Origin of the sequence: Helcococcus ovis, assembly GCF_004524775.2 — a bacterium.
GTDB lineage: Bacteria > Bacillota > Clostridia > Tissierellales > Peptoniphilaceae > Helcococcus > Helcococcus ovis.
In genome coordinates this window covers 465,932-478,937 of record NZ_CP119081.1, presented here as the reverse complement: position 1 = coordinate 478,937, position 13,006 = coordinate 465,932, and the positions used below count along the sequence as shown (strand labels likewise).

General features: G+C 21.6%; 13 protein-coding genes. All 13 read right to left on the bottom strand.

What is annotated here, in order from left to right; translation table 11 throughout:
* Positions 1-49: 49 nt before the first annotated feature.
* The gene (locus EQF90_RS02225) at positions 50-679 is read right to left on the bottom strand and encodes a DUF6382 domain-containing protein (protein ID WP_134710509.1); all 630 of its coding nucleotides are present in this window, start codon (positions 677-679) and stop codon (positions 50-52) included.
* On the bottom strand, positions 672-1,928 hold the full coding sequence (locus EQF90_RS02220) for a WG repeat-containing protein (RefSeq protein ID WP_134710507.1): 1,257 nt from the start codon (positions 1,926-1,928) through the stop codon (positions 672-674). Before EQF90_RS02220 ends, EQF90_RS02225 begins: the two co-directional genes overlap by 8 nt.
* Entirely contained in the window at positions 1,925-2,446 is a 522-nt protein-coding gene (locus EQF90_RS02215; protein ID WP_134710505.1) for a prepilin peptidase, read from the bottom strand. The genes EQF90_RS02220 and EQF90_RS02215 overlap by 4 nt, the downstream gene beginning before the upstream one ends.
* A complete protein-coding gene (locus EQF90_RS02210; protein ID WP_134710503.1) occupies positions 2,436-3,500 on the bottom strand; it encodes a hypothetical protein in 1,065 nt (354 codons plus the stop codon). The genes EQF90_RS02215 and EQF90_RS02210 overlap by 11 nt, the downstream gene beginning before the upstream one ends.
* Positions 3,481-3,924, bottom strand: a complete 444-nt coding sequence (locus tag EQF90_RS02205; RefSeq protein WP_134710501.1) for a hypothetical protein — start codon at positions 3,922-3,924, stop codon at positions 3,481-3,483. The genes EQF90_RS02210 and EQF90_RS02205 overlap by 20 nt, the downstream gene beginning before the upstream one ends.
* Positions 3,924-6,557 (bottom strand): DUF5702 domain-containing protein, encoded by a 2,634-nt coding sequence (locus EQF90_RS02200; protein WP_134710499.1) that lies wholly within the window; start codon positions 6,555-6,557, stop codon positions 3,924-3,926. The genes EQF90_RS02205 and EQF90_RS02200 overlap by 1 nt, the downstream gene beginning before the upstream one ends.
* Positions 6,554-7,081: a hypothetical protein gene (locus EQF90_RS02195; protein WP_134710497.1), complete on the bottom strand. Its 528-nt coding sequence runs from the start codon at positions 7,079-7,081 to the stop codon at positions 6,554-6,556. Before EQF90_RS02195 ends, EQF90_RS02200 begins: the two co-directional genes overlap by 4 nt.
* Positions 7,059-7,238, bottom strand: coding sequence for a Flp1 family type IVb pilin (locus EQF90_RS02190; protein WP_134710496.1), 180 nt, complete (start codon positions 7,236-7,238; stop codon positions 7,059-7,061). Before EQF90_RS02190 ends, EQF90_RS02195 begins: the two co-directional genes overlap by 23 nt.
* An 8-nt stretch (positions 7,239-7,246) precedes the next feature.
* Positions 7,247-7,918 (bottom strand): type II secretion system F family protein, encoded by a 672-nt coding sequence (locus tag EQF90_RS02185; RefSeq protein ID WP_280633447.1) that lies wholly within the window; start codon positions 7,916-7,918, stop codon positions 7,247-7,249.
* A gap of 187 nt (positions 7,919-8,105) precedes the next feature.
* Positions 8,106-8,807, bottom strand: a complete 702-nt coding sequence (locus EQF90_RS02180) for a type II secretion system F family protein (protein ID WP_134710491.1) — start codon at positions 8,805-8,807, stop codon at positions 8,106-8,108.
* Complete coding sequence (locus tag EQF90_RS02175; RefSeq protein ID WP_134710489.1) at positions 8,797-9,987, bottom strand: CpaF family protein; 1,191 nt, start codon at positions 9,985-9,987, stop codon at positions 8,797-8,799. The genes EQF90_RS02180 and EQF90_RS02175 overlap by 11 nt, the downstream gene beginning before the upstream one ends.
* Positions 9,984-10,829: a hypothetical protein gene (locus EQF90_RS02170; protein ID WP_134710487.1), complete on the bottom strand. Its 846-nt coding sequence runs from the start codon at positions 10,827-10,829 to the stop codon at positions 9,984-9,986. Before EQF90_RS02170 ends, EQF90_RS02175 begins: the two co-directional genes overlap by 4 nt.
* 167 nt (positions 10,830-10,996) lie before the next feature.
* Entirely contained in the window at positions 10,997-12,970 is a 1,974-nt protein-coding gene (gene tkt, locus EQF90_RS02165; RefSeq protein ID WP_134710485.1) for a transketolase, read from the bottom strand.
* Positions 12,971-13,006 lie beyond the last annotated feature (36 nt).

The window sequence follows — 13,006 nt, the reverse complement described above, 5'->3', positions numbered from 1 at the left end:
TTTATCACTTCAAGCGACTTTTTTATATTACATTAGTTTTTTTATTTTGTCAAATTTTTTTATCAAATTTTTTGATATAACTACTTATGCCTTCAAATATTCTATTTTTCTTGATTAATTTTTTATCTATTTTATCTTCTTTTTCTTTTTCACTTTTATTATGGCTAATGCCTTCATCTATTTTTAATATTTCTTCTTTTAATATTTCTTCTAATATATTTTTAAATCCATTTACTGTATAATACTCTGAATTTAAATATGTGTTTATTCTAAATAACTCATTTAAATTGTTTTTAATATCAAAATTAACATTTACCATAAAATATTGGTATATGTCCTTAATATCACTTTCTGATTTTCCAACTAGATCTACCATAAAAAAAACATTATTATCCTGATCTAGATATATTTCTTTTCTATTTAAGTATATATTGTTAGATGTAATCATATATTTTTCAAGTTTTGATAATGCATCTAATATTTTATAAAATATTTCCAAGAAATATTTATCATTTACTTGCCCCTTAAATTTTTGTTCTAATGAAATTTTCCCATCAATATTAAATTCAATATTATTTTTGTATATTTTGAATTTTAATAAATTTTCAATTTCGTTTAACTCAATCATTTTAAGGATTATATTATCTTTTATATTTTCATTTTTTAATTCTTTAATCATTAATTCTCCTCATTAATTTTACCATTACATATTTTCCCTGTTTTTTAGCAAAACTTATACCATCTTTATTAAACGTAAATATTTCAAAATCCAACTTTTTTATATTTTCATTTTTTTTATTTACAAGATAATATTCGTTTTTTATTTTTACTATACCAACATCATTACTAAATGATTTTGCATCATCATAAATAAAGTCTATTTTCTTATTAAAATCTGAGTCAATGTATCCCCATTTGCCTTGTTTTTTAACAGCTATTAATCCTTCATAATCAAAATCAATATCCTCATATTCCGCTGAATATAGATCTTTTTTTATATCATATAGCATATATTTATTATTATTTTTAATAATTATTTTATTGTTATAAATAGCATTGTTTCTTATATCTACCTTAAAGTCATTTCCTTTCAACACTTTTACTGTATTAAAGTTTTTATCAATTATTTTTATAATTTTATTATTTACAACTGCATAATTTTGTTGAAAATTACTAGCTTTATTAAAGCTACATGATTTTTCCTCACCAGAACGTGTTATATAAATATACTTTCCATTTTCTTTTTTTACAATATAATTATTTTGAAAGTTGTAGATATTACCACTTATAATTTTTCCTCTTATGTTTTTATTATTATCAATAATAATATTTATATTTTTGTCATTTACGGTCATAAAATTATTTTCGTATCCATAAATTTTATCGTATCTTTGGCTAACAAACTTTCCCTTGTTATTAACAAATTTCCAACCACTATTTTTCACTATAAATTTATCTTTATCCAAAGGAATATAATTAACATCATCATAAAAGTTTTCAAAATATATTATTTTTCCGAAATATTTATTATTAAATTTTTCATAAATGCTTTTGTCCGATAGTTTAAGATATTTATTATAATTTTTATAATCTTTTTGTTTTATGAATTTATTCAATATTCTTTCCTGATTTTTTAAAATAAATTGATTATCAAAATTGGATGAATTTAGATATAAAAAAGCTTCCTTGTTTTTGCCCAAACCTAAATATGATTCAAAAATCTTTATTTTTATATTTTTATCATTAATTAATTCATATGATTTTTTATAATTTTCTAATGCATCTAAATAAATTTTTTTATCAAAATACATATCACCATTTTTTATATATTCTTTAGAAATTTTAATGTTTTCATTATCTTTATTTGTTATAAATATCCACAAAAAAAACACAAATAAAATTAATAAAAAATTTATATATTTATTCATAATACCCCCATTAGTAAAACGTATGATAATGTTATAAAAGGAACCATAGGGAATGAGATTGTACTTTTTCTATAATTATAATAAAGAAATATTGATGTAGAAAAAACTAATATAGATATGACAAAAAATAACTGCCCCGTAAATTCAAATCCTTTATTTAAATATAAAGATATTAAAAGTTTCACATCTCCCATTCCTATTTGTGATTTGATTCCTGAGTAAAATATTAGAAGTATAAAAGATATTATTGTAATATAATCAAAAAATTCGATTTGCAAATTATAATTGAAATTTTTTAAGGAAAACAATGATAAAATTAATACCAAAGAATTCGGAACTATCATTTCTTTTATATCAATAAAGCTTAAAATCAATAAAATAGATATAATAAAATAATCATGATAATTGAATAAATTAAAATTTAAAAAATTTATAATCATTAAAGCTATAAATATATATTTATAATTTATATACCTTTTATTTTTCATATATAATGAAAATATTAAACTAATTATCATTAAACGCTTTCTCCATATATCTTATTTCATATGGTATAATATCATTTATCTTTTTAATATATACCTCTATATCACTTAATTTTTTAGCTTCTTCAGGTAAGATTAAAATTAATTTAGTTTTGGGATTATTTAGTTTTATTTTTCTTCCTGAAATACTTTCTATTTCTTTGTATTTTATTAAGTCTTTTTTAAATTTGTTTTTATATGTTTTAATCAAATTAAAAAATTCTTCTTTTATTTGATATTTATCTAAATTTTTATTTGAATAAAATTCTTCAAAAATATTTATTGAGTAAACTTTAATCGCAGTATTATTTTCAAAATCAAACAAATCAATACCCTTTCCTATTTTTATTTCAATTAGTTTGTCATTTTTTCTAACATTTCCGGCAAAATATCTGCCTCTTTCAAAATTTGTTTCATCCCAAATAGATTTTTTATGTTTTTTATTATGATTTACAATCCAAGTATCTATTAAAAACTTTTGAATTACCTCATTTTTATATGATAAAAACCCAAATTTACCAATTTCATTTTTATATTTCAAATTTATTTCTAATCTATTTGAGTTTTCTAAAATTTTTGAATTAAAAAACTCTATTCCCGTAATTCCATTTATTATAGTGGATTTATTTAAATTAAAATTTTTAGAAATATCATTTAATTTAACTAAAAATATTTTTTTTAATATATTGTTATAAACTATTCTTTTAAACTCACCACTCATATCATGTTTTAATAATCTTTTCAAATCTGCTATAATAACATTAAAATTTTCAAAACTTATTTCTTTCCCTATCCCATCAGTAATTATATTTTCGTACTCTTTTATATCAAAAGTTGTTGTTTTTAATGAATTTGTATATTCAAATTTATCTATAACTTCTATATATGTGCTAAATTCCAAACCAGTTTCAAATAATGCCTTTCTTGTCAAAGATTCTGTCATTATACTAATGGCAACATTATTTACGATAAAATATCCTATTGTAAATAGAATAAAAACTAAACTTGCTTCTATAGTTAAAGATCCCCTATTTAAATACTTTTTCATAAATGTCATTCAAATTTTCTTTGTTTTTTGATGCAATAAGCACAATAACTTTATCTAATTTTTTACCTTTAATATATTTGAAAATATTATTTTTTCTTTCTATTTCTATCTCATTATTACTTAATAAATTAGAAAATTCCTCAGTCATTTTAAAATCATCATGTCTATAAAAATTTAACGATTCTATAATTTCTTTTTCAGGATTATCTGTTTCAATATCTTTATATAATATAAAATTTTGTATCTCATTATAATAATCACCATATATGCCTCTTTTTGTTAACCAATTCTTAGGTAAATAAATATTAACTCCTGATATTTTTTGTTTAAACTCAAATTCATCTTCACCTTGGCTTAAATCTTTATTTTGACAACCCGTTAAAATAATCCCTATAATAGTAAATAAAATTAGTATTTTTTTCATTAATAACCTCCATTAATCTCTCTTTTTATTTCTTCTAAAAATATGTATTTTTTTAATAACCAAGTATTTATATCAATTTTCGTTTCAAAAGACAAATTTACAATTAAATTTGTAATATCAAATTTCGAATCAATTTTTTTTATTTCATAATCTATCAAAAGCCCTATTCTTTTAATTATATTTTCTCGATCTCCGCTTGATAGCCTAATAAACCCTAATAATATTAAATAATCCTTATATTTAAAACTCATTCCACTTGTACCGCCTCTTGTTTTAATTTCTCCGCTGTAACCTAATTTTTTGACATATGAATCTATATAATTATTTACTTTTTCTTTTTGATCAATTTTGTTTTTATCTAATATTGAATTTATTTTATCCTTTAATTCTCTTGAATATTTAGATGTAAAATTAATAATTTTAAATTCTATTTTTTTAGTTAAATCCACAAAATAATTATCCATTGATATTTCTTTTATTTTTTCGGATATCTTAATATTATTTTTGAGATAATTTAAAATGTCTATTTTAAGCTCCTTTATATTGGATTCGTCAGAATTTATAGAGTTTTCAATATCTCTTATTGCTTCATTAATATTTTCATTAATCTCATCTTTTTCTAAATTTACAGAATTTATAATCGCCACTTGTAGAGGTGAAATAATTTCAGATATAATTGACTGACTTACACCATCTATAGTTTGGTTTATAAATTCATCTAAGTTTTTATTTAATTTATCAACCTTATCATCAGTATAATCTGATATTATTTCATAAATATTATCTATAGCACTACTTGAAATATCTTTCACAGTCTTCCCCAAAAGTTTTGGTAATCCTTTGATAGAAACAATCCAATTAGATTTGTTTTTAAAAGCTTCTAAAGCTTTATCTGAATTTAGAGTTTTTAAATCTATAATACTTTCTCCAAAGCTCATTGAAGCAAGTATCATAGATCTGATTAATGGAACTCCAAATCCTGTAAAACCTGCTATTGCAGTAGCAATTATATTTGCTTCATTTATTAAATCAGAATTTGTATATGCATAAATAGAATTTAAGATAAATCTTATTCCAAAAATATAATTATTAATATTCGATTCATTTTTATTTAATAAGTCATTTCCTAATAAAATATACTCAACTTGATTATTAAACTCTTCATTGTATTTAAGTTTATTATTGAATTTTTCAATTATATATTGTGATATTAATATATTTTCTAAACTTTTAGATATGTTAGAAGGAAATATTTCTGAGATATTATTTAGTATATTTTTATAGTTAGATATATTATTTTTATTTTTAATATTAAAATTTTCATATGATGAATAATCAATAATTTTATTTTTATTTTCAGAGTTTATAAAATCTGTTAAAGATTTATTTGTACTTTTTTTATTTACTTCATCTAAATTTTCTCCAAATTTTTCTAAAAATTTTCTATTTTTTTTAGCTTCATATGATTTTTTTGAGTCTATTTTTGATTTAAAATTGTTTAATGCAAATTTATATATCTTAAAATTTCGCAAACTGGGCATTTTTTTTATGTGATTAATATCAAATTTAGCAACTGTTTTTGAAATTTTATCAATATTAAGATTATAAACTGAATTGCTTGGATCTAAAATATTTAACATTTTATCAATATTTCCCTGCGTTTCAGTTAATTTATTCAATAATCTATAAATATTATCCTTTGTAAAACCGAATTTAGTTGATTTATAATCAGCAGTAAAATTATTTTTAACTTCTGAATTTTCCATATATTTAATTGAATTTCCCCAGTCATTAAGCTTTTTTTGCAAATTGTCTGATGACTCACTTAAAGATTTAAGTGAATGAATCATATCTTCATATAAAACTTTTAATATTGATATATCAGATCTTAATTTATAATTTGCAGTGTTATACTCCTTTATTATATTATTAATTTCTATCTTTTTTGTTTTTTCTAATTTATCAAATCCCCCCTTAAAGTCTTTTCCAATATTCAAATTATATTTTTCTTTCAATTCTTTTTTTAACTTATCTAAATTTTTATTTATATTAAAAAAATTTAAGTTTATTTCTTCAAATTTCTCATCATACTGCTTCATATATCTAAATAAATCATCTAAACCTCCATTTACTTTTGAATATTCTTCTTCATAGTTTAATTTTTTTTCTAATACATGATTAAATTTTTTTGTATTTTTTGTAATATCAATTAAATTTAAAACTCCCTTACTTAGCATATACGGTCCCTTAAGCTTCATGTAATCAATTATTTGTCTTTCTAAATTAGAATTATTCAATAAATAATCTGACTCATTTATTTTTATCGCTGATGATTTTAGTGAAGAATTGTAGAACTTGCTAGTATCATTTTCTATATTTTCTCTTAATACATCATCTAAATAAGCTGTTAAAAAATTTTTATCATAATTTATTCCAAAAATATTAAATTTTTTGTACAAATTTTTATCATAATATGATAATACAGAATTTATAGCTTTTTCATTGGTTATTTGCAACTGCGTTTGTGCAGTAAAAATTTTAACAATATCAATGGTCAATATTGCAAATGAATATACAGGAAGAATTATTAAAGCTAAAAATATTGATATTACTCCCCTATTTTTGTATATCATTTTATCATTTTATTTTTTATATTATCCGCTAATCCTTTTACACAATCAAAAATTCCACTTAGTGTATATTTTCCAAATTTTACATCCTTAACATCATTCAATATTTCTTTCGCAAAATCTAATTTCCTATTTATATCAGATTGATAAATCTTTTTAGTGCTTATTATCAATTCTTGATTTTTATTGATATTTACAATATTATAAAATATATTTTCATACAATTTTAATTTAATTTTATCTTTTATAAAATTTGTTGAAAAATTTCGTAAATCTAAATTAGTCTTTAATACTTCTTCTTTTGAAATAGTTTTAGCCAATCTAAAATCACTTTTCGTTTTTAATAAAAGTTTTCTACCTTCAACATATGATTTTTCAGCTAATAAACTAGCACTAAATATCTTTATAGATATAACAAACAACAAACTAAGAAACAATAGTAAAACCGGAAATATAATTGCTGATTCTATAAATTGTACTCCTCCTTTCTCATTTTTTATTATTTTATTGAAAATTACTAATATCATTTTCTAATCTTGTAAAAATTAATTTTAATAAATTAGCTAATCCATCCTTAAATATAACAGCTAATATAATTACAACTAATAATATTAAAACTATAGCTATCATATTAACTTCTCCTTTGTTGTTCTTGATAAACGAATTAAATATTCTTCTTAACATTTTTCCTCCTATGCAACATTTAATAAAATCGGGATCATTACCATAAGTAATATTCCTATAAAAATAATTATATTTGGAATTAACAGTTTTCTATTTGCTTCTTGAGTTTTAAGTATTAGATCATTTTTTCTAAATTCATCACCTTCCTTTTTTACCATTTTTAAAATATTTTCTAAGTCATCACCTCCCTTCTCAATATTTTGAATAATATTACTGATAAATTTTCTGATCAGTAAATCATCAGTTCTAGATAATATAAGATTGTAAGCTTCTACTTCACTCATTCCATTTTTTATCAAAGAATTTACTAATTTTAAGCTTTCAACAACTTCACCATTTGAATTATTAGTTATAAAATCTATAGCGACTCTCAACTGTATTCCTGAATTTATCATTAAGGATAATCTTGATATAAAAGCCGGCAAATCATTTTTGAATTTCTTTTTCTGTTTTTCATATTTAATAATATTTATAGTATTTATATAATGATTAAAAATGAATATAAAAATTAAAAATAGGACAAACAATAGAAAATTATAAAATATCGAAATTAGAAATAAAAATAAAATAATTAAATTATATAAAATACAAATCTTAATACTGATAAATAAAATTTCTTGATATTTAAGATTTTCTTCTCCATATAAATTTTTAATTACAATTTTTAATTTTGGAGACACAAGTTTAGAAAAAAAGTAATAATATTTATTTACCAAATAATTAAAAGGTAAAATTAAATTATTTTTCCATTCAGATTTATAATCAAAAGTATCCTTAATAGAAATTATTTTTTTATAATTTATAATATAAAATATATTTGATGTTAAAATAATAATTGTAAATAAAATCAAAAATAAATATTTAATATTACACCTCCAAATTCACAATTTTATCACCTAAAAAAAATGCAAAAACAAATGAAATAAACACAGGAACTCTTATTAAATAATCTGATAGTCTTAATCCATGAATAGAAGAATTATTAACTAAAAGCAATACAAAAATCGGTAAAAAAATCATTATTAAAAATTCTTTTTTGGAATTATCCACTATAGTTGATAGCTCTAACTCCAAACTTATATTGTCAGATAACATATTTTTACTATTATTTATAATTTTAGATAAATCTATACCCATTTGAATTGATAAAATTATACTATCTACAAAAATGTCTATTTCTTCTAAATCAGCTCTTTTCTTAAAATCACTTAAGGCAGTCGAGATATTTTTACCATTTTCAATATCTAAAACTAAATCATCAAGATATTTAACTAAATAAGTATTATCATGGAAAATATTTTTTATTTCTTTCGATGTGTTTTTTAATGAATTATAAAAATTTTCACCGGAAATAATATTTGAATTCAAAATATCTAAAAATTCTCTAAACATTATTCTTTTTAATCTTAAATTTTTCTTTTCAAAAACTTCAAAAATATGTTTATAAAATTTTATTGATACTAAAATTGAAAATATAATAGAAAATACTAAGGAATTAAAAAAAATATATGTATACAAAAATACTAAAAAAAATGATATAAAATAGCTCAAAATTTGTTTATTTTTCATTGTTTAACCTTTCAAGTTTTTCTACATTTTTAATTTCTCCTATTTTATCTAATTTATCAGTTTTATAATTATATTTATAAATTTGATTTATAATGGTATCTCCATTTTCAGCCTGCATTATTTCAGATATTTCTACAACTCTTCTTTTTAAATAATTAACTCTTTTTAATTGAATAACAATTTCTATTGAAGAATTAATTAATCTTTTAATAGCCTCCAACGGAATATCATCACTCGCTCTTAAAACCATTGTTTCAAGCCTTGACAATAAATCTCTTCCAGAATTGGCATGAATAGTAGTTAAAGCTCCTTCATGTCCAGTTTGCATGCTTTGCAGCATATCTAATGATTCATCAGCTCTAACTTCACCTACAATTATTCTATCAGGTCTCATTCTTAATGATGTTTTAATAAGTTCTTTAATGTTAATCTCCCCTCTTTTAGAATTATTAGAATTTCTAGTTTCTAAGCTTATTAAATTTTCTTTATTAATTAAATTAAGTTCTCTAGAATCCTCTATTGTAATGATTCTTTCATCATTTGAAATAAATTCTGAAATAGCATTTAAAAAAGTTGTCTTACCTGTTGAAGTCCCTCCACTAATTATTAAATTATACTTAGCTTTTACTATATCATTAATAAATTTAGCAACTTTATCATCAATTGTATTAAATTGAATTAAATCATCTATAGTAATTACTTTATTAGAAAATTTTCTTATAGTCATTGAAGGATTATCTTTAGAAATTGGAGGAAGAACAATATTAACTCTTGACCCATCGTATAATGTTGCATCAACTATTGGATTTGAAACATTAACCTCTCTTCCAGCATCACTAACTATTTTTTGTATAATCCTGTTATAATGTTCATCATTAGAAAATTTAAGATTACTTTTTACCATTTTTCCTTTATATTCTATAAAAATATTATTAAATGAATTAACCATTATTTCATTTATTTCATCATCTTCTAACAGTTTATCTATTATGCTTAACCCTCTATATTCAAAATATAAATCTTTTATAATAACTTTTATTTCATCAATATCAATTGTTATTTTTTCTGCATTACAATAATTTAAGATTGCATTATTAAAATACTGATTTAATTGATTATCATTAAGCGTTATAATTTCATAACTCTTAATATATTTTTTTACATCTTTATAATCAATCATATTAAATCAACCATTTTTGATAAAGAATTGATTTCTATATTTTCATTATTAAGTCTTAAATTATATCCTGATTTTATAGGCCTAATTTCAATTGTCAATTTTGTATCATTGGTATTATTTAGAAAATTATTTATATTTTGAATGTTTTTTGAAATAAAAATTTCGTCGGAATTTGTAGGAAAATAATATATAATTATATCTGAATATTTTAAGATTTCTAAATTTCTTTGTGTTAAATTAAAATTTAAATCGACTATAATATAATTATAATTTAATTTTTTTATAGTTTTTAATATTTTTTTAGTATTTTCAAGTTTATTTGTTTCAATCGGTATAGAAGAAGCACCAATATAATTAAAATTTTTATAACTATTAACAGCAACATCTCCACTATTTTCTTCTACAAATAATAAAGAGTCTATTCCTAATTCATTTTCTACCAAATTATAATTGTAATAGTAATTAAAATTTAATAAAAGAGAATTATATTTTTTATTAAATTCCTTATATAAATCAGTGGCTAATTTGTTACAAGGCTTATTTTCTGTAATATTTACAAATGAAATTATTTTAACTTCTTTAGAATAATGATTAATTAAAGTATATTTATTAATAATCATTTGATATATATTGTCAACATTTTGATACTTTTCCTTTTCGCTTGTTAACTTTATTAAATTAATATTATCTTCAACGTAAAAGTCTGTAACATATATATAATTTGTATCTTTTTTATTATATTCTTCGACAATAATACAATTTATATCATCATAACGGTTTAATAATTTACATAAATGCTGTGAATAAACAAAATCAAGCATATATATTTTTATATTTTTCAAAATTACCTCCTTAAACTTTATATATTTATATTAACATATTTTTAGAATTTGTAACTGTCATTATTGTTACAAAAAATTAATATTTAAAATTATTTTTAGAACTTTTAAATATTAAAAAGATAGCTAAATTATTTAACTTAAAATAATTTATACTATCTTTTTTACTATTAGTTATAATATTTTTTATTAATTTTGTGTAAAATTTTATCTACTGTAAACCCAAAATATTCAAAAGCAACTTCAGCCGGTGCTGATGTTCCAAATGTTTCCATTCCTATTAATAACCCATCTATGCCTAAGTATTTATACCATGATTTTTCTGATGAGGCTTCTATGCATACCCTATTTTTTATATTATCCGGTAATAAATCTTTCTTATATTCATCTGATTGTTCCTCAAATAATTCAATTGAAGGGAAAGAAATAACTCTTGAAGATTTTCCTTGTTCAAATAATTTTTCAGCAACTTTATATGCTAATTGAAGCTCTGAGCCTGATGCCATTAATATAACTTCAGGATTATCTCCAAAATCTTTTAAGATATATGCTCCCTTAAATAAATTGATTCCTGTATTTTCTATTGATGGCACAACTTGTCTTGTTAGTATTAAATTAACAGGTCTACCTTTAGATTGTAATATATATGACCATGATGCCGCAGTTTCTCTGTTGTCAGCAGGTCTAAGAGTTATACAATTTGGTATTGACCTTAACATTGGTAATTGGTCAACAGCTTGATGTGTAGGACCATCTTCTCCTAATCCAATACTATCATGAGTGAATATATTCACTACTTTTTGATGCATTAAAGCAGATAATCTTATAGCAGGTTTCATGTAATCAGCAAATGATAAAAATGTACCTGTATATGGTAATAAACCTCCGTGTAAGCTTATTCCATTCGCCATAGCAGCCATTGAATGTTCTCTTATACCATAATGAATGTTTTTTCCAATAGGATTTTCTTTCGAAAAGAATGTTTCATCTTCTATTGTAGTGTTATTTGAACCGGCTAAATCAGCAGAACCTCCAAAAAATCCATCAAAATATTTTGCAATTTTATTAATTACAACTCCGGAAGAAGCTCGAGTCGCCAAATCCTTATCAAATTTATAATAATCTTCTTCATTCAGAAAACTAAAATCATAAGAATTATTAACAGCATTTATAAATGATTCATATTTTTCAGGATACTTATTTTTATATTCATTTAATAATTTATTCCATTCATCTTCATATGTTTTATGTCTTGATATTACATTATCCAAATATGACCTTACATCCTTATCGATTGTAAACATTTCTTTAACATTATATCCTAAATTTAACTTCATTTCTTCTATATCATTCAATTTTAAGGGATTACCATGAACAGCTGATGTATTTTCCTTATTAGTTCCATATCCTATTTTAGAATGAATTTCTATTAATGTTGGTCTTTTACTATCTTTTTTAGCATCTTCAATAGCTTCTCTAATCGCATTAATATCGTTTGCATCTTTTACATCTAATACTTGCCATCCTAATGCTTCATATCTTTTTGCAACATTTTCAGAAAATGCTATTTCAGTTGTTCCATCAATCGTAATTTTATTAGAATCATACAACATGATTAATTTTCCAAGTCCTAATGTACCCGCTAAAGATGATGCTTCATTTGACACACCTTCCATCAAACATCCATCACCAGCTAACACATATGTGTAATGATCTATTAATTTTATTTCTTTTGTATTATATTTTGCAGCTAAATGTTTTTCCGCCATTGCAAAGCCAACAGCATTAGCAACACCTTGTCCTAATGGTCCGGTTGTAACCTCAACACCATCTGTGTATCCATATTCTGGATGTCCCGGTGTTTTTGAGCCCAATTGTCTGAAATTTTTTATATCCTCCATACTTAAATCAAAACCAAATAAATGTAATAAAGAATATTGTAAAGCTGATGCATGACCTGCTGATAAAATAAATCTATCTCTATTAAACCATTTCGGATTTTTAGGATTATATTTCATTACATCATTATATAAAACATATCCTATTGGAGAAGCCCCTATTGGAGTCCCCTGATGTCCAGAATTTGCTTTTAAAACCATTTCTGCAGATAATACTCTTATCGTATCAATAACTTTCTTTTCCATAATATTCCTCTCTAAAATTACACTAAATTTTTATAA